The organism is Lactococcus sp. FSL K6-0773 (genome assembly GCF_038006485.1).
In the GTDB taxonomy this organism is placed as follows: Bacteria; Bacillota; Bacilli; order Lactobacillales; family Streptococcaceae; genus Lactococcus; species Lactococcus lactis.
The window spans coordinates 609951-633814 of sequence record NZ_JBBOVF010000001.1; the positions used below are offsets into that span (position 1 = coordinate 609951).

Consider the following 23864-nt stretch of genomic DNA (forward strand, 5'->3'; position numbering starts at 1 on the left):
GCCTCATAATGTTAAAGATTCAGCGATTGGTCCAAGAACCAAAACTGGTAAAAATGTTAATGCTGATATTACAATCACTATTACAAATAGAACAACGGTGAAAGTTCCACTATCTGTTTTAAGTGAACCTACAGAATTATTTACCGACCTTTTCATCATTAATGATGAAGCAATCGCAAGTTGAATAATTAAAGTGAGATATCGGCCTAAAAATATAGCAACTCCAGTCGTAATATTCCAAAAAGCGGTATTATCTTTTAACCCCTCAAAACCCGAACCGTTGTTCGCCGCCGAAGATGTATACTGATAAACAATTTGCGATAAACCGTGAAAGCCAGGATTGGATAATCCAGCAATACCCGCGGAAACAGAAACGGCTAGTGCCGTAAAACTTAAAATAATTAAAGGGTGTATGATAATTGCTAGAGCAGTCAATTTCATTTCTTTTCCTTCAATTTTTTTCCCTAAGTAAACAGGAGTTCGGCCAATCATTAAACCACAGATGAATACTGTCAAAAGAACGTAGAGAATCATATTCATTAATCCAACGCCTTTTCCTCCAAAAACAAGATTAAGCATCATATTAATCATGGCAATACCACCACTTAATGGTGCCAGACTATCATGCATGTTATTTACAGAACCTGTTGTGAAAGCAGTAGTAATTTCGGTAAATAAAGCTGACATATTTGTGCCAAATCTAGTTTCTTTCCCTTCCATGTTACCCATAGCTTGACTTAAGCCTAGGTGCTGTAAAATAGGATTACCTTTGGACTCAGCCCAAATAATTATTGTAAGCCCGATTAAAAATAAAACACTCATTACGATAATTAATGGTCGAGCCTCTTTTCCTAAGAAAAATCTTCTTTTACTTTTTAATTGAGAATTTAATAGTTTATTTTCTTGATGACTATCTGAAACAATATATCCAAAAGCAAATAATATCGAACCAGGTAATAGCATCATTGATAGCATTTCAATTATATTTGTAATAATATTTGGATTTTCAAAAGGCATTGCTGAATTTGCTGCAAAAAAACCGCCGCCATTTGTTCCCAAATGTTTGATGATTTCAAGAGCTGCCACTGGGCCTAGAGCAATATCTTGCATTTTCCCTTCAAGGGTTGTAATTGTTAAATTATGTACTAATGTCTGAGGAACGCCTTGTGATATCAATAATAAAGCGCCAATAATAGAAAATGGAAGTAATACACGAGTAATCACTCGTACAAAATCATAATAGAAATTTCCCATATCTTTGTATTTTCCAGACAGTCCTCGAATGAAAGCCATTGAGGCTGCAAAACCAGAAGCTGCTGATGTAAACATCATAAAGGTAATGACAATCATTTGACTCATATAGGAAAGGGCAGACTCTCCAGAATAGTTTTGTAAGTTAGTATTAGTGATAAATGAAATTACTGTATTAAAACTTAGACTTTGCTCCATTGCCCCAATGTGGTTAGGATTTAGAAAGGGAATTTCTTGAATTCTCAAAATTAAATAACCAATAAAAACCATTACAGCATTTGTTAATACTAGAGATAGCGCGTATTTTTTCCAAGTCATGGGCTGTTTTTTCATAGCAATCAATTTATATATAAAGCCATCAAATTTATCCATGACCGGATCTGCAAAGGTCTTTTGATCTGTTGCTATGTGATAAAGGTATTTACCTGTAGGTATCATTAATAATATGGCCACTGCCAATACGAAAATAATTTGTAACATCTGTTCCCCCTAAAACCTCTCTGGATAAATCAGAGCATAAAAGAGATAAATCGCCAATAACATGATAATAATCCCTAAAATAATAAACATTTTAAAAACTTCTTTCTAAATTTCTTTAATTTGCTTGTCACACCAAGCTATTAGAGCCAGAATTAGTAGAAAACTTACTACTAATCCTCCAAGCATCAATAAATCCATCAAAATATTTTCCTCCTCCTTGATGTTGAAATTATTTTAACACTTGAAAAATAAAAAGAGTGTAAAGATTGGGTTGTTCGTATAAAGATAATCTAAAGATTCTCATAAAAAAAGTACTGACGAATCTGTCAGTACTTTTTAGTCAATTTTTATCATTCGATAGCCGACACCAATATGTGTCTGTATCAACTTTGGATAATTGGAATCAAGTTCAATCTTCTTACGTAGCGTATTTGCAAATACTCTAAGTGCTGAAAAATCTTCCTCATAATACCCCCCAAATTTCTTTGACAAGATAGTTGTAGGTCATCACACGGTCCAAATTTTCTGCTAATAAACAAAGAAGTTTGTACTCAATCGGTGTGAGATGTATCTCTTTTTCATTTACGAAAACACACTTTGATAAATAATTTATTTTCAACCAGCCATTAGTAAAAGTTGTTACTTCTGTCAGTAAATTTTGATTATTTCCAGAAAACTTAGCTCTTCTCAAACTTACCCTAAGTCGAGCCAAAAGTTCATCAGTACTAAATGGTTTTGTCAAATAATCATCCGCACCAGCATCTAAAGCTGCTATTTTATCAGCATCTTCTCCTCTGGCGCTGACTACGATAATTGGAAGTTGAGAGAATCCACGAACTTTAGAAATAATCTCTTTTCCGTCCATATCCGGTAAGCCTAAATCTAAAATTAGTAAATCTGGGCGCTGAGAGATAATCTCTCTTAACGCTTCCTTACCATTTTGAACAGCTACATAATTATAATCTTCAACCTCCATTGTCAAAGATAAGAGTTTATTAATTGACAAATCATCTTCACAAATCAATATTTTTATATCATCATTGTTCATCAGAAATTAAAACCTCCTCTAAAGGTAATTTGAAACCAATAATTGCTCCATTTGGCTGATTATCTTTAACATAAATTTGTCCTCCATGTGCTAAAATAATACTTTTACACAAAGAAAGTCCTAAACCTAAACCACGCTTAGAATCAACTTGCCGATTTTCGTCAGTATAAAATAAATCAAATATTTTTTCTTTGGCTTTATCAGTAATGCCAGGCCCATTATCAGAAACTTCAAGAACTAACTCATCATTAATTTTTTTGGTTTGTAGTTCTATTTTAGAATTAATTGGTGTATATTTCACTGCATTATTAATCAAGTTTACAATCACTTGTATCATAAGAGCCACATCCATTTTTGCCATTAAGAGTTCGTCGGCTAAATTTAAACTAAATTCATGCTGTTTCAAATGCCTGTCTACATGTTTAAGGGCTTCTTCAACTACTTCATCAATAATATTTGCTTCCAACTTTAATTCTATTTTTTCATCCAATCTTGTGATAGATAAAAGATTTTCAACTAAATTAATCAACCACATTGAATCATCATAGATATAAGCTGATAATTCTTGAATTTGAAGTTTATTTATTGTGCTATCATTTTTCATCAGTAATTTTGCATGTCCAGAAATACTAGTAAGTGGAGTTCTTAAATCATGTGAAATAGCACGTAACAAATTTACACGTAACTGTTCTTGCTCAATTTGAATTTCGTTTTTTTGTTGGACTTCTCGAAGAATTTCTTTTTCTAAAGCTAATCCTGCTTCACCTAATATAGCCAGAATTATAGATTTTTCAAATGTTTCCAACTCATTTTTGTCCTTCATTAGGATACCAATCACCGCAAAAGATTGATTTTTCCCACGAATTGACAAATATAAGTAATTAGCAGCTGATAATGTATTGGTCGTTGCTCCTGCACGTTTATTATTGTGCATTACCCACTCAGCTACACCTCTCTCATTAAAATTCTGGTATTTTTCTAAATTATACTTAGAAGACTCAGTTGAAAAATATGATTCATCTCCTAAAACTTTATCTTTGATTGGATAAATCACAATATCTCGATCAAGTAATTTTTTTAACTGTTGAACTGTTGCTTCTAGAATTTCTACTACCGAATCAACCTGTGCTAAATCTTTATTCGTTTGTAAAAGTACTTCTGTTCGATATGATTTTTCCGCAGAGACTCGAACTTGTTCTTGAATTCTTTTGATTAATGTCGACGTAATTAATCCAGCAGCCAACATAATTAAGAAAGTAATTGGATAATTAGAGCTAAAGGCTACAAAAGTGTAATAAGGTTCTGTGAAAAAATAATTAAAGCAAAGTACAGATAAGACTGAGGATATGAGACTAAAAATTCTTCCTTTTGTAAAAATAGCATTAATCTGAACTCCTAAAATATAAAGCATAATTATATTAGCAACATTGAAGTTCCAGTATTTGAAGGCTAACCCACATGAAGTGACAAGAGTTAGCATCAGTATTGTTTTCAATAAATCACTTAATGAAAACCGGATTTTTTTAAAATTATACAAAGTTCCAGAAGTATTTTTTTGTTGTCCTCTTGCATTTGGAATGACATAGATATCAAGTTCTGGCGCTTCCAGACTTATAAGATCTACAATATTTTCCCTACTCCAAAATGAACTTTGTACACTTTTACCAATTACCAGCTTTGATATTTGACTAATTTTAGCATATTCGACAATTTGCTTAGAAACATTATCTCCATAAAGGACAGATAGTTTTGCGCCTAACTGTTCAGCCAAACGTAAATTCTGTCTCAGTCTATCTTTTTCTTCTTTGGAAGAATTTTCTAAATCACCGATATATAATGCCGTAAATTCTGCTTTAAATGCAACTGCAAGTCTCGCAGCTGCATGAATAACATGAGAGGCTGAGGGTGAAGCTGAAACACATACTAAAACATGTTCTTTTGCATAAATACTTTTTTTATTTTGAGCTTTACGAATAGCGCTCTTATTGACTTGGTCAGCAGTTTTTCGTAAAGCAATTTCCCGAAGGGCGATAAGTTTTTCTAATGTAAAAAAATTTTCTTTTGCTTGATTTACTTTGTTTAACTGATAAATTTTTCCTTTATCTAGTCGTTCTAATAAATCAACGGGTTCAATATCAATTAGCTCAATTTGATCAGCCTCTTCAAATATGTAATCAGGAATTTTTTCATTTACAATAATCCCAGTTATTTTTTCAATTACATCATTTAGACCTTCAAGATGCTGAATATTTATTGTTGTAAAAACATCTATTCCTGCTTTCAAAAGTTCTTCAATATCTTGAAATCTCTTCTTATTTCTTGAACCATGGCAATTTGTGTGGGCTAATTCATCAACTAGGATAACCTGAGGTCGACGAATCAAAGCTTCTTCCAAATTGAACTCTATTAATTGAATTCCTTTATAATTTATTTTTTTAAAGGTAAGGTTTCGAGCCCTTCAATTAATTTTGAGGTCTCTGGTCGATTATGAGGTTCAATGTAGCCTGAAACAACATCAATTCCAGATTTCTGAACCTCACGCGCCCCTTCGAGCATAGCAAATGTTTTTCCAACACCAGCAGCATAGCCAAAATATATCTTTAGTTTTCCCTTTTTCATTGGTTGCCTCTAAATTTTCTTGTCCATATTATAGCATAAAAAAACGTAGTCCATTAATGACATAAACTTTCTAACCCTTCCAATTTTACAATCTTCAAAATAATTCAATTTTGGAATTTCTGCTTAGTTAAAGAAACAAGACTTGGCCTCACAACTAAGTATACTTTAATTTTTCAACAAAAAAACTCTATTTTCATAGTATCTTCAGATTCCATGAAAATAGAGTTTTTTTGCTTTTAACAGAACTGGCCAGAATTTATATAATGCTTTGGTTCTTTTTTAGTTTATCATTTTTTTCTTTCTTGTTTATGCTTCACTAACAATACAACTCCAAATAGTAATGCGGCACCAACAAGTATCAACCAAAATCCTGAATATTGCCCCACCACAGGGAGATTTTCTGTGGTTTCTTTTTTAGCATCGTTGTGTGCTTCTTCTGAATGATTTGAGTTACCATCATTATTATTAGTAGGTTCGCTGTCACCGTCATTATTAATGCTGTTGTCCTCCTCCTCTTCTTCAGGATTAGGCTCTTCCTTCACAAATTTATTAATCAAAGTAATTTTATTATTTTCTTGAATTTGATCAACTTGATAATGCTTAGCTACGTCAATTTCTTTAATTGAATATAAAATATCATTGCCCAGTTCATCTCTTATGGCTAAATCGGTAAATTCCCAAGTCCATTTTTCACTGACTCCAATAGTGACTGGATTCCCTTGCAACTTATTATTTGCCAATAGTTGAATTGTAATTGTTTCTGGTCTGATAGATTCATAGCCTTTATCATCCCACTCTTTATTAACAATCAAGATCATTTTTTCTACTTCAATAGCTGTATTGACAATATCTCGTCCTATAACTTGTGACTCATAGCGATATTTATAGTCAGTTGACAACTCTTCTTTTAAGAAATACTGAATTCCTTGTTCAACTCCTTCTTCTATCTCCTCCGTTCCATGCAAGTGAGAGAAAGTATATTCCCAGTTCTTATTTGAATTTGTCTCTTGTGTCACAAAATCATTAGAATTTACTTGTCCATAAAAGCTTTGATAACCGGTTGCTAATTCATTGAATTGAACCTGACGTTCTTGCTCACCATCTTTTCTCCATAGTTGAACTGTGATATGAGCTGGTCGTGAAGTAATATTTCCATCATCCAACCAGATTTTTTCGCCCGAAATGGTAAGTGGGTTTTGAATCTTATTAGAAAGTTTAAATTGAATTTCTGAATCATTTTCGTCATTTAATCTTTGGCTTGTTGACTCATAACCAGCTACGGGAATTTCTGTCACGTCATAGAAAATTTCACGCCCTTCGTTATTATATTTTGGTAGATTATCATAAACATAGGTCCAATTATCTGTAGCTCTTATTTCTATTGGGGTCTTATAAGGAAGTCGAACTTCTTCTTTATTATTCGTTGCTTTAAGATTTGCCCAAACTTGAACTTCAATGGTATCGGGCCTTAGACCGTTTATATCGCTCTCATCTTCCCAAATTTTATCGATTGTCAATCTTTTTACCGCTGAGTATTCAAAAGAATCAAATCTAAATTGTTGAAGATTACGAAAGGCACCTGTTGATGCAGATACAGCTAAAGCTAGCGAGTCAGTTGAATCAATTTCTTTTTGACCAATTAAATCATAAACAATGCCCTCTTCCGTCAATGCACCTGATGAGATTGGATTAGTTGTTATACCATGGAGCAAATAAATTCGAAGCGTTCCTTTTCCTGAATCTCCAGGTTTATAATCATAGATGACATTTTGAAAACCTGTGGTGTCATCTTTAGTTGAACCACTTAGTAAATCATCATTAGCATCATACCCATAATCGGAAATTAATCTTCTACTTTCCCCTTGTACAGGGTTGCCGTCGATATCATCACCAATTTCACCACGGCGACTGACACCTGAATTTTGTAGTATCTTACTTGTGTCTAGCCAAGCAACTTGATTCCAATCGGCTACACCAAATCCTGCATCAGTTGCAAAAGGTACGACTCGTCCTGAATCCAAAAGGAGAGTGTTGGATGGAGTAGGTTCAGTTGTCGTCTCGATAAAAGATCCGAAAGGATTACCTTCGTGAGGTGCGTTGCTTCCAGGATCATTTTCCCAGCCCAAGCGATGGTTATCATCATCATTACTTTGCTGCGCAGTATTCCAGTAAGTATCAAACTTATAACCAATCGCACCTTTAAGACCGCCAATTCCCATGTTAGCCCCTGTAAAACCAACCTTTCCTACTTCTTCAGGATGAAAAGCAAAACCTATCCCGTCCGCACCTCCACTTGGAGTTCCTCCATTTTCGCTAGCTTCTTCTTTATCTCTCCAGTCTTCATCTGTCCTATCTCCCAAATAAATAGCACCTTTAAGTTTAAAAGGTTGTTCTGTTGAGATTCGATTATTAAGCGTGAAATTGCCTGACCAGTCATTTCGATTGGGGGTTAAGGTGATAATTCCTGTTTCTTCATCATATCTGGCTTTCGTTTCGTCATCAGTTAGAGCAGGACCAAAAGGATTAAATGCTCCACCGACTTGATAACGCATGCCAACAGTGCCTGATAAAGTAAAATTATCATTGAAATCACTCCTAGTAAGTGTCGTTGCTCCCGTATCAACATCAGTTGAATGAACAGTAACTACTTCCTCAGCATTAGTCTGTTTAGCTTGAACTGATAGCAATGTTAATAGACTAATAAATATTAAACCAATTAGAGAGAATATTACAGTTCTTTTTTTGTTTAGAATCATTCTTCACCTGCTTTCGATTTTGTATTTAATTTATTACCTCAACTACATCGATGTATTCGTTTTCATTATATCATTAATTATTTTTGTCCCAAAATAATATCCTGACTTCTTTTTTGAATTGTGTATTATATAAAGTTCAACGGTTTTTTATTAAAACGCACTCCTTAACTGTTCTTTTTTTCTAACCATAAGATGATTAGTTGTAGAAATGACAATATATTTGTATTAAAAAACCTTGACGCAAATTGTAAAATGAAGTTAGCCACCTTGAGTCAAGCAAAAAACATCTGAATCTCTTATACTAGAAGTTCGACCAAATAGTATAAAAAGGAAATTCAGATGCAAGACTATTCTATCACAAGCCAGAGCAAAGGGAAACACCTGACCAATCAAGACCGTTTAAACATTGAACGTTGGCACAATAAAGAAGGACTGAGCAACCGTGAGATTGCGCGCTTATTGAATAAAGCTCATGGGACGATTGACAGAGAGATGAAGCGAGGGGAAATCCAGCTCAAGCGGAAGGTAAAATACTCTGCTAAAAAGGCTCAAGAAAATTATGAAGGATTGAGGGCTCACAGTGTTCGTCCGAGTAAACTCACGACTGAGATTGATTGTTATGTGAGTACACGTCTTAAAGAAGACAAGGACTCTTTGGAAGTCATTCATCAGGCTCTAAAAGGAGTTTCTCTGAGCAGCCTCTACAATTGGGTCAACTGGGGCTGGTTAGAAGCCAAGCGTCATCATCTTTTCTATCCGCAGTATAAGGCGGCAAAGAAAATCAAACCTCGTGCGCCAAAGCATCCTTTTGGCAAGTCTATTGAAGAACGGCCTGAGTTCATTAACAATCGCTTAGAAGTGGGGCATTACGAGATTGACACGGTCATTCTTACGAGAGCTAAGAACAAGGTGCTTTTGACGCTCACAGAGCGAAAATACCGCACGGAGATCATTCGCTTGATTGATGGGAAAACAGCACAGGCGGTCAATGATGAGCTGGTGGAACTTCAAAAAAGTTATGACTTCAAATCCATTACCCCTGACAATGGCCATGAATTTGCAAGGCTCTCTGAGGTCGTAAGCTGTCCAGTTTACTATGCACACGCCTACGCGAGCTTTGAGCGAGGGACGAATGAAAACCATAACCGAATGATTCGTAGGCATCTGCCAAAAGGCACAACAAAGACGACCCCTGAAGAAGTCGCCGCTATCGAGTATTGGATGAACCATTATCCAAGAAAAATGTTCAACTATAAGAGTTCATATGAGATGAGCTTGGCTGGCTAACTTGGACTTGCAATTTGCGTAAAAAACCTTGAATAACAAGGTATTCAAGATTTTTATTAAAAAGATTCATTTTGAGATTCCTTATAAGTCTCAGAAATTATGATTTTTTTACAGTTGATTTTTTGCGTCGTTTCAAACTATAAATTTCCAAACCTATAAAGCCAATTAGAGCCGCCCCTCCGTATATGGTGAGAGATGAATCGCTATTATCTCCGGTATGAGGAAGTATTTTACCTACTGGCACATACTTGAGAGGTTCTGGTATTTTTAATCGACTTGACGTCAATGATAGCGTAGGTTTTCTCGGTATCATTGGCTGATTTGGCACCTTTGGAACTTGTGGTATCCTTGGACTGTTCGGCAGATTTGGCTTTTCAGGGATATTTGGTGTTTCAGGCGGTGCAACTGGTGGCACTGTTGGAGGTGTGTTCGGTAACACCGGTCTTACGTGCACAGTATTCGTCGGCTGCTTCGTCTTGCCTTTCGGACTTGTGGTAATGGTGTAAGCCGTATTATCATAGTCGGGGCCAAGTCCTGCTATCGCCCATGTCGAGTGGGTCGGGATTGAAACCGTCAGGGTGTTGTTATAGAAACGGTCGGAGAGAACAAAACTTGAAGCAAAGGTAATTGTAACCAGCTTGTGGGTCGCGTCAACGTCTGTAATTGTAACCGTGTATTGGTCTGGCGAGACGAGATTGCCGTATTTATCATGCACAGTAATCTGTGAAACATCCGTCGGCAGGATAATCTGTGTCGTGTCAAAGGTGTCAAGAATGATGTCAGACGTGTAGAGATAGTCGCCAGCATCCGTGTCCGGCGTATCAGGGACAGCAATCTCTTGTACTATTGGACGGTCGCCCTGCGTAAGCGTCTGCTCTGCGTCCTTATCGGCAAGGCTTTCTTTTATCGCTTCAGGGACAAGGCTAGAGTCAGCTGAGAGGTCAGCACTTGGTCCGTCGGTCATTGGCTCAATCGTGGCTTCGCTTGCCTTGTCTTCCTTATCAGGAATTGTTGCTTCTTCGGCGAGCGTGCTCTTTTCAGGAATGTTTGCTTTCTCAGCTTCGGTTGTTTTGTCTGCGATACTGTCTTTTGCGGCTTCGTCTGACAGCGTTGGAATGTCGGCTTTTGTTGCTTCGTCAGACATTGCAGCAGGTGTTTCTTTCGTTTCCTGAGTGACTTTGTCCGCATAGGTCGTCTTCGTTTCCTCAGCGACTAATGGCGTCTCTGTAAAGTCTGTCATGTCGTAGCTGTCAGTAACGAGCTGTTGATAAGCGCTGTCGTAGGCTTTCCACGCAGTCTTGTAAGTCTGATAAGTGGCATCATAAGCTGTCCAATCACCTTCATAAGTTCCTGTGACACTGTCATAAGTACTAGAATAAGTGCTGTAATCACTCAGATACTTCGTCCATGTGCTATTGTAATTGCCGACAGCAGTCGCATAATCAATCGTGTAAGCTTGATAGGCAACATCGTAAGTGTTCCAATCATTATTGTAGTTGCTAACGGCGCTATCATAGCCTGTCTTATAGGTCTGATAGTCCGTATCATAGTTCGTCCAGTCGCTCTCATACTGACTGACGGCTGTGTCATAGTCCTCAGAATACTGACTAAACTGCGTCAGATACTGTGTCCATGCGCTTGTATAAGCCGAGACCTCAGCGTCATACTTGCCGGCATAGTCATTATGGGCAGAGACATAAGTCGCCCATGCTGTCGTGTAGTCCGAGACGGCTTTTTCATAAGCATTCTGATAATCGCCATAAGCTGAGACATAGGCCGACCACGCTGACTGATAAGCGGAAACTACACTCTCGTACTGGCTCTCATAATCACTCTGCGCTTGCTTATAGTCGTTGAACTCGCTCTGATACTTGGTAACCGCTGCATCATAACTGCTTTCGTAAATCTGATAGGCACTGTCGTAGGTCGTCCAAGCAGTATTATAACCACTGACCGCTGTATCGTAGTTCTCAGAATAAGTCTGATAAGCAGTGAGGTAAGTTGCAATCGCTGCTGTGTCCGCATCATAAGCTCCGTCAGCATCTGCGACTTGTTTCTGATAAACACTGATGACTTGAGCAACTTGCTCTTTCCATGCAGAAACTGCTGCGACATAGTTTTCAAAGTCGCTATAAGTTGTTGGTGCGCCGTTCGTCTGCTGGGAAATAATCCAGTCCCAAAGAATACTCGGATCTGTCGTCTGACCGTTGATGGAAGTGCTACCATTAGTGACGGCTTTTGATGGTGCCGGCATATCATCAACCGGCGTAAAGCTCGGCAGGGCTGGTAAAGCTGGGATAGTGACATTCGGATTTGTCAGCGTTGGCGGTGTCGGAGCGCTTGGTAGGCTAATCGTCGGTGGAGTTGGAGGTGTTGGCAAATTAAGACTTGGAACACTCGGTGCTGGAAGCAAAGTACCTAGAGTTGGTGACGTGGGTGCTTCTGGTGCGGTCGGAAGCGTAGTTACGGCCGGTGGATAAACAGCGTTCAGCATCAAGTTCGGTGCTGTTGGCGGCGCTTGAAGTGTGCCATAGATAGGTGGCGTAACCGTCACAGTTTCGCAGAGTACGAGACTGGCAGCAAGATTAGGTGTCTTGTAAGCGGGCGTGTTCGGCTGTGTTGGCGCGTTCGTTGTCATCTCATCAGAAGTTGTGCCTGTGTAGCCTGTATTAAGGTCTGGCGGAGTCAGTGGAGTAAGTGGGACTGGGTTTTGAACAACGCCAGCCTGTGTAGGAGCATTGGGATTAGCAAAGCCATTTACCGCATAAAAATCGTTCCATAAATCTGGGTCAAGCAATGTGGTCGCATTTAGCCCTGGATTTGCCGCATTGATTTCAGCAAGAAGCCAATCTTGATAACCGCTTGCAAGTCCTGAATAATTTTCAGTGATTGCCCAAGCACCAGGTACATTGTTGCTATTATAAAGTGAACTATAAATCGTGTCCAGTGCTGACAGATTATTAAGAACACCACCATTCGGTGTTTGTCCGCTAAAATTATTCACACCGTACTGCCGTAGGGCTTGATTAAGTGTGTAAAGCGGATTTTTAATATTCCATGTCAAATAAGGAGTTGTCGTCAGGCCTGTTGAGCCGTCCCAACCATTATAAGTATTATAAATAGTCGCAGATGAAAGATAAGCACCTAAATCTGCCTGAACAGTTTTAATAAGCGCAGGTTCTGCTGCTATAAGCTGCGCGATTGCTGACGACAAAGAATCACAGAGTGTTGGTAGACTCAATAAATCTTTGATATTATCCAAACTCAGCTCTGTCAAGCCGTTATATGTATTCAAAATACTGGTAATTTGTGCATAGCTTGGTGCATTTGTTGCTTTGAAGTCATTGATTGTATGTATCAGAGCATTAATATCAGTCTGTAATTGGTCATAAGACGCGCTTACTAAATTATACTGGTCTTGCTGGAGATGATTCGTGAGGTAGGTCACTGCTGCCGTTGGAATGTCGCCTGTTATTGCAGTTGTCCCTGTTACTGTCCCATTAAAATAGTCGGCAGGATTTGGAGCCGTTGGCGGTGTTGGCAGAGCAGGCGCTCCCTGATTATTCTGCATAGCATTCGTGTAAGCCGTTTCATAGTCAGACTGATAGGTTGCAAGTGCAGTCAGATAAGTTTGAAAGTCTTGATTGTACTTAGTAAAATCTGTCTCATAATTCGTCAGTACTTGTGCAGCATCAGCTGAGACCGTGCCATTCTGCGCCGCATCAATCGTTCCAAGTCCTGTCTGGATTTTATTGAGATAGTCCGCCGCCGTATTGCCTGTCGCTGTTGGGAGAGTCGGATTGTCTGACGGATAAAGAGGGTCAGTCGCATCGTCGTTGTAAGCAGCCAGCTTGTCATTATAAATACCTTGATAGTATTCCGTCTTTGCGACATCGGACTGGAGAGCATGGATAGCAGCTGTATATTGAGATTCCCAGCTAGTCAAAGTATCGGTTGCTGTTGTCTCGCCTGATGTTGAGGCGCTCATTGGGAAGTTGGTAACGATGTCAGTAAGCGTCACCAAGTCGGTATTTTGCTGTGTGGCAGCATTTGAAAAGTCGGTATAAGCAAGGCTTGCCACTTCGTAATCTGCCATTATCTGCGCATTATCGTTCATTAATGTGCCGTTTGTATTTGCGCTGGTCGTGAAGTCCTTGATAGTTTGACTGGCGTTGCCCCATGCTGTATCAAAGTTTATCTGCTGTGTGGCTGAGTCGGTAAGCGCAGTTACTGTGCCGTTGTATCCTGCTGCTTTAGCAGTATTTGAGTCTTGTGCGTATTGCTCCGCAGCCGTTATGTAGGTGCCGTAGTCCGTCTGATATTGCGTCAGAACTTGATTTGCCGTCGTCTGCAATCTTACGACAGCTAAGCTGTAAGCGGATGAGTAATCGTAAGTCGCGACATCACTTCCTGCAGCAGCAACTGATGCGGCCGCTGAGCTAAAGAAGTTTGAGGCGCCTGAGGCGGAGACGAGACTGTTGAGGCCAGAAAGTGCGGTTGCAAAAGCTGATGAATCACTCTTTAGAGCACCCGCCGGCGTGTTTGCTGCGCTATCGCTATCATAAGCGTTGAGAATATTTTTGTCTGCTGTGAGTGTATCGTACCAGCCTGAAAGCGTGGCATTCTTATCCAGCGTCGCTACAGCAGAATTATAGTAGTTGTGAACTGCTGTGCTGTAGCTGTCAACAGCGGACTGATACTGACTAACCGCATTGCTTGAGTAGGTATTGCCTGAACCGTCGCTGTAAGTTGCCGCATACTCAGAGTTGGCACCGCCTGATGTCTTGATGTTATTGGCAACATTGTAACTGTTCGCCGAATCAAGGGCATTCTGATAGTTGCTGACAGCGCTCGAAAGACTATTCGTCGTAGTATTCGACGAAGCTGCTGATACAAAACTTGAAGCAGCATTATTCCAGTCATCAAGCGTGCCTGATGCGACACTAGAAGCGCCTGACGAGAGTGAGCCAGTGCTTGAACTGATGTAGCTGTTCGCGTCGGCCGCTTTATCATTGGCTGAGCTGACAATATCGCTCGCACCACTGCTGTGCACGCCGTCTGAATCTGTACCGCTAAGGGCTGAACTCGCCGCTGCATAATAGCTGCTCGCATTCGCTGCTACTTCAGATGAAACAACCGAACCCGGACCCGTCGCTTCTCCTGCTGGCCGATAAGCCGCAGGCGTCACCGTGTCAGCACTTGCCGTGACTGTGTCTGGTGTGACAACTGAGCTTGCGGCTGCGCCACCTGTGAGAACGGTTAGGATACTGGCAGCATAAAGCCACGATTTACCCTTTTTCCATGTTCTGAATTGAGTTTGTTTTGCGATATTTTCATGTTTTGAGTGATACTTCTGCATATTGCTCTTTTCGCCTCAACTTTCTTTTAATGCATGATGATATTATCAAAACTCATAGTACTAGATCTTTTTTTCTTGTTATAATCAGGAATAAAGCCAGTTTTGAGCTAATAATTATTGGAAACTATATTTTCTAATGAAAACGAAAACAATATAATTGTTTTATTATAACGAAATGTTTGTATTCTCTCAATAGTTATTTGTCACAACTTTGTAATCAATTAATAAGCAAAGGTTATTAATAGCAGATAATTAAAGGTTTTTATGTTTAAAATATTCTGCCTAATTATTCTATTTTTCATAATTTCAACCTCTAATTGGTCATAACTAGATTTCAAATTAGAAATCCCCCCATTCTAAAATAAAAAAGAGTCCTTATATAAAGGACTCTCTTTTTGTTTCCAAGTAAATTTAGGATTATTTGGTATTTTTATTTTATCTTAGTAAAATTCTTCTGGCAATAATTTTTCTGCTAATTTAATGTTATCAGAATAGTCCAAAGGAACGTCAATTACTACTGGTCCAGTAGTATCTGGGATTGATTTAAGAATTTCAGCAAGTTCTTCTTTGCTGTGTGCACGGTAACCTTTTGCTCCCATTGCTTCAGCATATTTTACGTAATCAACATAGCCAAAATCAACGGCTGCTGAACGACCATATTTCATTTCTTCTTGGAATTTAACCATATCATAATGGCCGTCATTCCAGATAATTTGAACGATTGGAAGATTCAAACGTACAGCTGTTTCCAACTCTTGCCCTGTGAAAAGGAAGCCTCCATCACCAGAGTGTGAATAAACTTTTTTACCTGGGCGCAACAATGCGGCTGTAATTGCCCAAGGAAGTGCAACTCCAAGTGTTTGCATTCCGTTTGAGAAGAGGAGATGACGTGGTTCGTATGATTTGAAATGACGTGCCATCCAAATGTAGAGTGAACCTACGTCAACGGTTACTGTTTCATCATCTTTAACGATTTCTTGGAAAGTGCTGACCAAATCAAGAGGGTGCATTCTACCTTCTTCAGTATTTTCAGTATCAAATTCGTGTTGCTCAGCAACTTCATGAAGGCCATCGAGATAATCTTTTGTTCCTTTTGGAATTTTGTATCCACGAACAGCTGGTAAAAGATTATCCAATGTTGCTGCGATATCACCAATTAATTCACGTTCTGGTTGGTAGTAAGTATCAATTTCAGCAATGGCATTATCAATAACGATAATTCGACTATCAATTTCTGCATTCCAGTTACGAGCTTCATATTCAATTGGGTCATAACCAACAGCAATAACAAGGTCAGAACGTTTCAGAAGCATATCTCCTGGTTGATTGCGGAAAAGACCGATACGTCCATAAAAAGTATGTTCTAAATCATGTGAAATAACCCCTGCACCTTGGAATGTTTCAACGACAGGAATATTAACATGAGTTAATAGATTACGCAATGATGAAGCGACTTTAGCATCTGAAGCACCAGCTCCAACCAAAATTACTGGCAATACAGCATTTTTAATTGCTTGTGCTAAATAATTAATGTCATCAATAGAGGCATTCCCCATTTTAGGGTCTGAAAGTGGTTGAATGGCCTTGATTGATACTTCGGCATCCGTTACATCTTGGGGGATTGATAAGAAAGTTGCACCTGGATGTCCTGATTTTGCAATACGATAAGCGTTGGCAATTGATTCAGAAAGTGTATCAGGGTCAAGAACTTCTGCTGAATATTTTGTTGCTGATTGCATCATTCCAGCATTATCCATTGATTGGTGCGCACGTTTAAGACGGTCACTTCGTTTAACTTGTCCACCGATAGCCAAAATAGCATCACCTTCTGAAGTCGCGGTCAAAAGCGGAGTCGCAAGGTTTGATACACCAGGCCCACTCGTAACAACTACTACACCAGGTTCGCCAGTCAAACGACCAACAGCTTGAGCCATGAAAGCAGCTCCTTGCTCATGACGAGTCACGACCATTTGAGGGCCTTCTTCATTTTCTAATAAATCAAAAACCCGGTCAATTTTTGCTCCTGGAATCCCAAATACATACTTCACTTTATGGTTAATCAAACTATCGACAACCAAGTTCGCCCCAAATTGTTTCTCAGACATTTTTTATTTTACCTCTATTTGTTCTAATTCATATTTCATAATCTCTTGGATTACTTCACAATCATTTTATCAGATAATAGAACCTTTTACAATTATTTTGACGCAAGTTTGTGAATTTTCTAGCTTACAATAAAAATAATTACTGACAGCTTTGTCAGTAATTATTTTTTAAGTCTGTCAGTAAATTTCTCATATTTTCATCATCTGGAACAAGTTCCAAATATTGTTCAATAATTGGTTCTGTTTTAGAAATTTGACCAATTTCTTTAAGAAAATCAATATAGTCTTCTAAAAACTCTGGATTCTCTGACAGATTGGTTTGAATGAGTTCTTCATACAAAGCAGCCGCTTCAGAATCATTTTCCAAAGCTTTATGTGCTCCTGCAAAAAGCCATTTAGCTAATAAATGTTCATCTTCTAAAAGCTCTTCAAGATTAATGACAGCTTCAAAATCTTCTTCGTTGAAGTATAAATTAGCAAGCAAAAAGACTGTTTCGTCATGTAATTCTGGTAAATTTAAAGCATCCATGAGATAACGTTCTGCTGCAGCTTTGTCCTTAAGTTTGAAACTAATTTTTGAAGCGAAGTGTAAGAGAGGAACGGCATTAGGATTTTTTTTCATCCCTTTCTTTGCCATTTCTAGTGCAGCTTCAAATTCTTGATTAGCTTCTAGGGTTTGGGCATAGGCTAATTCATATTTCAAGAATTCAACATCCATTTTTTCTAACCGTTTGAAATTAGCAATGGCTCTTGTTTCATTATGAGTTTCTCCATAAAGAAGAGCAATTTTATACAAGGTTTCCGGTTTTTCATCAAATTCTAGTGATTTTTCAAGAAATGATATGGCATTCTCAAAATTACCTAATTGGGCATAAGAGTCACCAATTCTTTGATAAATAGAAATTTTTGTTTCATGTAAAATTTTGCGTTCTGAAAGTTTTGCATATTCGGTAATGGCAGCTGAATAATCACCTTGTTCAAAGTAGGACTCAGCCAAAGCAAAAGTAATCAGAGGAGAATCCGATAATTCTCTTGCTTCTTCTAACTTAGAAATTGCTGTTTCAAAATCACCTTCAAATTGATATAAGTCAGCAATTTTAACTAAAGCAGCAATATAATTTTCATCATTCACCGGGATTTGATAAAGATAATTTAATGCTTCATCCAAATTACCGTTATCTTCTGCGATTTCTGCTAAGTTAATCAGGTAATCAGTTGTTTCCGGATCTTCTGACATAATTTGATCATAAATTTTTTGACTTTCATCAATGAAACCCATCATTTGTAAATATTCGGCTAGGTCAGCCAACATTTCACTATTATCATTTTTTAACGCTTTGGCAAGTGAATTTTGCATTCCAATCAGATCTCCCTGATGTAAGAAATCAATTGTATCTTCTGAATAAGACATTTTTCTCCTTATTTTTTATTCTATTAATTACTCATTTGCTTCTTCTGTAGCCGTTTCTTCACGATAAAGAACTGAAATTTCACGATACCATTCGTAAACATGGACAATAATAACTTTCAAAGTTGCATAGAATGGGATAGCAAGTAATACTCCCCAGACACCCAGAATTTGACCTGCTGTCAGTAAAACAAATAATATTGTAATTGGATGAATTGACATTTGTTTTCCAAGAACTAAAGGAGAAATAAATCTTCCTTCAAGTGTTTGCTCAATAATAAGGACAATGATTACTTTTACAAGCATCAAAGGTCCACCAATTGCTAAACCAACAATTACCATTGGGATAGCAGCTAAAAATGAGCCTAAAAATGGAACTAAATTCAAAAATCCAGCGGTGATTGCTAAAGCAACTGCATAACGCAAACCAATAATCGGTAAGCCAATCATAAACATGATAGCAACCGCAATTGCGACCAAAACTTGGCCACGGACATAATTTGAAAGCTGACTATTAATTTCGTGCAAAACTTTTGAAGTTTCTTTACGCCAATCATTTGGCAATAAATGAGTGACAAATCCATTTAATCTTTGACCATCTCTCAATAAGTAAAAAAGAACAAACGGGAATACAATTAGTGAAATTAAGATACTTGTTGTTTTACTGATGAGATGTGAAAGAGTCGTAACAGCATTAACAGAGAAAGCTTTTGACCAATCAATCAATTGATTACCAATTGACTTAGCAAACTGGTCAACTTGTGGTCGAAATTGTTCAAAATGTGGATTTTTTGCTAAAGCATTAATCTCTTTTTGAGCTGTATTCACATAGTGAGGGACTGACGAAGCAAAATTATCTACTCCACTGATAATATTAGGAATAGCAACAATTAAGCCCCAAGCAATCAAAGCTGCAATTATTAAGAAAAGAACAATAATCGTAACAACTCGTGGGACTCTTTTCTTTTCCAAAAAATCAACAATTGGGTTAAGAAGATAATAAAATACAGCTGCCAAAATAACGGGCAGCGAGATAACCGTTATAAATTCTCCTACAGGTTTAAAAATAAATCCAACTTTATTGAGTAAGAGAATATTCAGCAATAAGAGAAGGACGATTGCTAAAGCTGCAACTACTTTATTATTAATAAACCACTTGAAAAACCAAGAGGCTTTGAAACCTCGGTGTTGTTCTTGTTCCATATTTTTTTCCTAATTCTTTTTTTAGAATTACTGACAGATATTGTTCAAAGTCATTTAGTGTTCTGTCAGTAATTTTTTTCTAGTTCATAATATTGAATCTGTAAAAAAAACTTTTTGTCAGTAATTTTCCAACCGTTGTGATTAAAAATTCTTGTCAGTTCTTTTGGCTGATAGACTTTTACATCTCCTTCTGTTGAAAATTTATTAAGTCGCCAATTATAGGCTTTTGTAATAAATGGAATATGAATCTCAGCGATGACCAATTTACCCTCTGGTGCCAGTAGTCGTTTAGCTTCTGCTAAAAAAGCTTCAGGTGAAGGAAAATGATGAAAGCTCGCTGAACAAATAATCAAATCAAAATTAGCATCCTCAAAGGGAATTTTTTGAGCAGAGCCTTGCTTAAAAGTAAAATTAGGATGCTTAACTTGAGCAATTTTTATCATTTCTGACGAAATATCTAAGCCACTTCCAAAAATTTTCTCTTTTTGATTTAACATTGCCAAAAGATTTCCATTAGCACAACCAACATCTAAGATTCTTGAATTTTTTTCAATTTTTAAATGTTTTATAATAAATCTCTTGAAAAAACTGGCTAAAAATCCATCAAAACTATGATCAAAACGACTCGCAATATGGTCATAAAAGTCTTCAGATTCTCTTTCGTAATCATGAGTCTTTTGAGCCATTTTAGTCCTCCATCAAAGGTTTAGCGAATTCTGCAATCATGCTCTCAGCACATTTTAAACCGTCAATACCGGCTGAGACAATTCCGCCAGCAAAACCAGCCCCTTCACCTGAAGGATAGATTCCTTTTGTCGAAACAGATTGATAATTTTCTTCATCACGATTAATTCTGACCGGTGAAGATGAACGAGATTCAACCCCTGTCATTACAGCATCAGAAAGGGCAAAGCCATGCATTTTTTTATCTAATCCAACAATTGCTTCACGCATAGATTGTGTAATATAGCCTGGGAATAGTAATTCAAGATTAGTTGGTTTCACTCCCAAAGCATAACTAGGTTCAACTGTTCCCATTGCTTTAGAGGCTTTTCCATCAAGAAAATCTCCAACAAGTTGAGCTGGTGCTTGATAATTAGAACCGCCTAATTCAAAGGCTTTATGTTCTAATTCCTTTTGGAACTCTACTCCAGCAAGTGGATGATCAGTTGGGAAATCTTCTGGAAAAACTTGGACTAAAAGTCCAGAATTTGCATTTTTTTGGTCTCTAGCATGTTCAGACATCCCATTAGTCACAAGGCCACCTTCTTCTGATGCAGCTGGAACAACCAGTCCTCCTGGACACATACAGAAAGTATAAACGCCACGCCCTGATGATGCCTTATAAGTTAAGCGATATTCTGCTGCTCCAAGACGCGGATGGTCAGCAAATTCTTTATATTGTGCTTTATTGATTAAAGATTGGGGATGTTCAATTCTGACTCCAACAGCAAAGGGTTTAGCTGTAATCGTTACCCCTTTATCATAAAGTTCTGAGAAAGTATCACGTGCCGAATGACCAATGGCTAAAATAGCCTGATTTGTTTTGATAATATTTCCGTCAGCAAGTTTTACAGCCTGTAATTCTTCATCTTCAATTAAAAACTCTTCAACTTGAGCATCAAAATGAACTTCTCCGCCCAACTCAATAATTTGCTTTCGGATATTTTTAACAATGTCACGAAGTAAATCAGTTCCGACATGAGGATGTGCCTTATAAAGAATATCTTCTGGGGCACCAGCTTGTACAAATTCCTCCAAAACCTTACGACCACGCAAATCACGAACACGACTCGTTAATTTACCGTCAGAAAAAGTTCCTGCTCCACCTTCACCAAATTGAACATTCGATTTTGGATTAAGTTTTCCTTCAAGCCAAAACTTATCAATTGATTTTACACGCTCATCAACAGCTTGGCCTCTTTCAAGAACAATTGGACGATAACCATTTTGAGCCAATAATAAAGCCGCAAACATTCCTGCGGGACCAAATCCAATGACTACAGGCCGATGAAGCATTTTTTTACTTCCTATAACTGGATTGACATAATCTAATTCAGGTGCCAAAGAAACATTTTTTATTTTTTTAGACAGAATTCTTGCTTCATCTTTAAGTTTAATATCAACAGTATAGATAAAATCAATTTCGCCTCTATGTCTTGCATCAATTGATTCTTTGTAAATTCGATAATCCAGTAAGTCAGATTCTTGTAGTCTTAGTTTTTTCAAAACAAGACTTTTAACCTTACTGACAGGTTCATCAATTGAAATTTTGATTTGTGTTATGCGAATCATGATTTTCTTTCTATGAATAGGATTTATTATCCTCTTTTATTTTTTATTAAAACTAGCAACTAATTCAATATGATGCGTTTGTGGGAATAAATCAACTGGTTGAACTTTATCCAGCAAATACCCCTCAGCTTCAAAGCGAACAACATCACGAGCAAAAGTTGCTGGATTACAAGAAATATAAACAATACGTCGAGGATTCATCATTGCTGCTGCTTTAATAAAGCCTTCATCCAACCCTTTTCTTGGTGGATCAACAAAAATGACATCGGGTTTTATTCCTTCTGAAAGCCATTTAGGCATGATTTTTTCAGCAGTTCCAACCTCATAATGTGTATTTTCAAGTTCATTTAATTGAGCATTACGTTTAGCATTTTCAACGGCTGCTGGAACAACTTCCATGCCATAGACTTTTGCAACTCTATCAGCCATACTAATTCCAATTGTTCCAATTCCAGAGTATGCATCAATAACAACATCACCTGGTTTTAAACCCGCAAATTCATAGGCAGTTTCATAAAGCTTTTCAGCTTGAGGTGTGTTAACTTGATAAAAGGCAGGAGCCGAAATTTGATAAGTTTTATCTAGCATCAAATCTGTGATGAAATCTTTGCCGTATAATAAAATAAATTCTTTTCCTAAAATAAATGAACCTGTTCCAGAATTAATATTTAATTGAACAGATTTTATATTTGTAAAACGTTCAACCAAATGATCAATCACAAGTTCAACCTTTTCTGGAAGTTTTTTACTTGTAACGACTAAAGTAATCATCATTTCACCCGTGTGAAATGCTCGACGGACAACAATATTTCGCAACCAACCTTTTCTTGTTTTCTCATCATAAGCTTGTAAATTAATCTTTCGAAACTCATCGCGCAAAAAAAGAACCACAGCGTCAATCTCAGGATGTTGAATATAAAAATCTTCCACAGGAATCAAAGTATGAGAATTCTTTCGATAAAATCCTGTAGTTAAAAGCCCGTCAACCATTTGGACAGGAATTTGTGCTTTATTTCGATAATTAATTGTTTTAATTGCTTCAACTACTGGTAAAACTGGATAATCAGATTTACCAGCTGTTTTTCTCAAAATATCTACTACTTGCTTATGTTTAAATTTCACTTGTTCATCATAAGATAGATGACCAAAATCTGCGATTCCGGTGCGCAAATAATCAAGGTTAAGCTGAGTAACACGATGTTTACTCTGACTTATAAATTCATCCACACGCCCAAATCCAAAAGATTTCCCAACCTTAAGCACATGCATTTTGATACGTTCCCCAGGTAAAGCATTATCCACAAAGAAAGGGAAAGAGTCGATTTTAACAACCCCTTGTCCTTCATGTGTTAAGTCAAGGACTTCTGCTTCAAATATATCGTTTTTCTTGAAATTTGTCATGTCCATATTATAACACATATTATCATTTGGTTCCTATAAATGAAGAGTATTTAAATTTTTGAAAAAATATACTCCATAATTCCCTAATTCTTTCACCTAAAATGTAGTTAAAAGTGTAGTCAAATATTTTTCGAAAATAAAAAAGCCACTCACAAGGTAAGTAGTTCTAATTTATCTAATAAAGAAAGTGTAGTCTTTATTATGAATTTACATTAACGCAAAATCTCTATTCTACGTTGAGCACTTGCATGAATGAGTTTCACTTTATTTTCTCCAAAAAGTTTTACTAATTTATCAAATTCTGCACTTTTAGCAAATTTTTCATTATGTTTCATATTTTTTTTGCCATTTTTTTTAGATTTCAGTGAAATATAAATTTCTTGTCCTTTTTCATTACGTGGAACAAAATTAGTTTGTTCTAAAATTATTTTTTCAATTTTTTTTTTTGATTTCGCCATTGAAACAATACTCCTTATTCTTTTTATTCAATAAATATCATAGCATAAGATCGTCAAAAACTTAAATATTTATCATTTGCTTATTAATTTAAATAAGATGGAATATATTTTCCATCTTTACTCTTTAAAATCATTTAATTTCTTTCTTCAGTCCACTTTCAACCAGCCTAAGCCACTTTTTAATTTCTTTAATA

13 protein-coding genes and 2 pseudogenes are annotated in these 23864 nt (G+C 37.2%); 1 reads left to right on the forward strand and 14 read right to left on the reverse strand.

Annotation, left to right across the window (positions count from 1 at the left end):
- Positions 1–3 precede the first annotated feature (3 nt).
- The 6 genes and pseudogenes from MHB61_RS02975 to MHB61_RS02995 all read right to left on the reverse strand — a co-directional run bounded on the left by MHB61_RS02975 (position 4) and on the right by MHB61_RS02995 (position 8154).
- Positions 4–1731, reverse strand: coding sequence for a potassium-transporting ATPase subunit KdpA (locus MHB61_RS02975; protein ID WP_014570594.1), 1728 nt, complete (start codon positions 1729–1731; stop codon positions 4–6).
- 9 nt (positions 1732–1740) lie between these two features.
- The gene (kdpF, locus tag MHB61_RS13800) at positions 1741–1821 is read right to left on the reverse strand and encodes a K(+)-transporting ATPase subunit F (RefSeq protein ID WP_072285303.1); all 81 of its coding nucleotides are present in this window, start codon (positions 1819–1821) and stop codon (positions 1741–1743) included.
- Positions 1822–2067: 246 nt separating this feature from the next.
- Positions 2068–2779, reverse strand: a pseudogene (locus MHB61_RS02980) (response regulator transcription factor).
- Positions 2769–4259 (reverse strand): DUF4118 domain-containing protein, encoded by a 1491-nt coding sequence (locus MHB61_RS13805; protein WP_228766055.1) that lies wholly within the window; start codon positions 4257–4259, stop codon positions 2769–2771. The pseudogene MHB61_RS02980 and the gene MHB61_RS13805 overlap by 11 nt, the downstream one beginning before the upstream one ends.
- A 567-nt stretch (positions 4260–4826) precedes the next feature.
- Positions 4827–5398 (reverse strand): annotated as a pseudogene (locus MHB61_RS13810) (histidine kinase); the annotation flags it as partial.
- A gap of 287 nt (positions 5399–5685) precedes the next feature.
- Positions 5686–8154, reverse strand: a complete 2469-nt coding sequence (locus MHB61_RS02995) for a lectin-like domain-containing protein (protein WP_137016044.1) — start codon at positions 8152–8154, stop codon at positions 5686–5688.
- A 339-nt stretch (positions 8155–8493) separates the two neighbouring features.
- Here MHB61_RS02995 and MHB61_RS03000 point away from each other — a divergent pair, with 339 nt between their 5' ends.
- Positions 8494–9441, forward strand: coding sequence for an IS30 family transposase (locus MHB61_RS03000; RefSeq protein ID WP_003130410.1), 948 nt, complete (start codon positions 8494–8496; stop codon positions 9439–9441).
- A 97-nt stretch (positions 9442–9538) separates the two neighbouring features.
- Here MHB61_RS03000 and MHB61_RS03005 read toward each other — a convergent pair whose 3' ends face one another.
- The 8 genes from MHB61_RS03005 to MHB61_RS03040 form a co-directional block, all read right to left on the reverse strand.
- Complete coding sequence (locus MHB61_RS03005; RefSeq protein WP_058225977.1) at positions 9539–14800, reverse strand: LPXTG cell wall anchor domain-containing protein; 5262 nt, start codon at positions 14798–14800, stop codon at positions 9539–9541.
- A 440-nt stretch (positions 14801–15240) separates the two neighbouring features.
- Positions 15241–16905 (reverse strand): acetolactate synthase AlsS, encoded by a 1665-nt coding sequence (gene alsS / locus MHB61_RS03010; RefSeq protein WP_003130131.1) that lies wholly within the window; start codon positions 16903–16905, stop codon positions 15241–15243.
- A gap of 154 nt (positions 16906–17059) precedes the next feature.
- Entirely contained in the window at positions 17060–18316 is a 1257-nt protein-coding gene (locus tag MHB61_RS03015) for a tetratricopeptide repeat protein (protein WP_003130132.1), read from the reverse strand.
- 27 nt (positions 18317–18343) lie between these two features.
- A complete protein-coding gene (locus tag MHB61_RS03020; protein ID WP_003130134.1) occupies positions 18344–19516 on the reverse strand; it encodes an AI-2E family transporter in 1173 nt (390 codons plus the stop codon).
- A gap of 65 nt (positions 19517–19581) precedes the next feature.
- Positions 19582–20202, reverse strand: coding sequence for a class I SAM-dependent methyltransferase (locus MHB61_RS03025; protein ID WP_003130135.1), 621 nt, complete (start codon positions 20200–20202; stop codon positions 19582–19584).
- 1 nt (position 20203) lies between these two features.
- Positions 20204–21811, reverse strand: a complete 1608-nt coding sequence (locus tag MHB61_RS03030; RefSeq protein WP_137015870.1) for an NAD(P)/FAD-dependent oxidoreductase — start codon at positions 21809–21811, stop codon at positions 20204–20206.
- 36 nt (positions 21812–21847) lie between these two features.
- Positions 21848–23218 (reverse strand): 23S rRNA (uracil(1939)-C(5))-methyltransferase RlmD, encoded by a 1371-nt coding sequence (gene rlmD, locus MHB61_RS03035; RefSeq protein WP_003130137.1) that lies wholly within the window; start codon positions 23216–23218, stop codon positions 21848–21850.
- A gap of 206 nt (positions 23219–23424) precedes the next feature.
- Positions 23425–23670 carry a hypothetical protein gene (locus MHB61_RS03040; protein WP_137015868.1) on the reverse strand — a complete coding sequence of 82 codons (246 nt, stop codon included), beginning with the start codon at positions 23668–23670 and terminating at the stop codon, positions 23425–23427.
- Positions 23671–23864: the final 194 nt, after the last annotated feature.

Bases quoted from the DNA above. Each gene is read 5' to 3' on its own strand.
- MHB61_RS02975 (WP_014570594.1), bottom strand. From the start codon at position 1,731: ATGTTACAAATTATTTTCGTATTGGCAGTGGCCATATTATTAATGATA.
- kdpF (WP_072285303.1), bottom strand. From the start codon at position 1,821: ATGTTTATTATTTTAGGGATTATTATCATGTTATTGGCGATTTATCTC.
- MHB61_RS13805 (WP_228766055.1), bottom strand. From the start codon at position 4,259: ATGCTAACTCTTGTCACTTCATGTGGGTTAGCCTTCAAATACTGGAAC.
- MHB61_RS02995 (WP_137016044.1), bottom strand. From the start codon at position 8,154: ATGATTCTAAACAAAAAAAGAACTGTAATATTCTCTCTAATTGGTTTA.
- MHB61_RS03000 (WP_003130410.1), top strand. From the start codon at position 8,494: ATGCAAGACTATTCTATCACAAGCCAGAGCAAAGGGAAACACCTGACC.
- MHB61_RS03005 (WP_058225977.1), bottom strand. From the start codon at position 14,800: ATGCAGAAGTATCACTCAAAACATGAAAATATCGCAAAACAAACTCAA.
- alsS (WP_003130131.1), bottom strand. From the start codon at position 16,905: ATGTCTGAGAAACAATTTGGGGCGAACTTGGTTGTCGATAGTTTGATT.
- MHB61_RS03015 (WP_003130132.1), bottom strand. From the start codon at position 18,316: ATGTCTTATTCAGAAGATACAATTGATTTCTTACATCAGGGAGATCTG.
- MHB61_RS03020 (WP_003130134.1), bottom strand. From the start codon at position 19,516: ATGGAACAAGAACAACACCGAGGTTTCAAAGCCTCTTGGTTTTTCAAG.
- MHB61_RS03025 (WP_003130135.1), bottom strand. From the start codon at position 20,202: ATGGCTCAAAAGACTCATGATTACGAAAGAGAATCTGAAGACTTTTAT.
- MHB61_RS03030 (WP_137015870.1), bottom strand. From the start codon at position 21,811: ATGATTCGCATAACACAAATCAAAATTTCAATTGATGAACCTGTCAGT.
- rlmD (WP_003130137.1), bottom strand. From the start codon at position 23,218: ATGGACATGACAAATTTCAAGAAAAACGATATATTTGAAGCAGAAGTC.
- MHB61_RS03040 (WP_137015868.1), bottom strand. From the start codon at position 23,670: ATGGCGAAATCAAAAAAAAAAATTGAAAAAATAATTTTAGAACAAACT.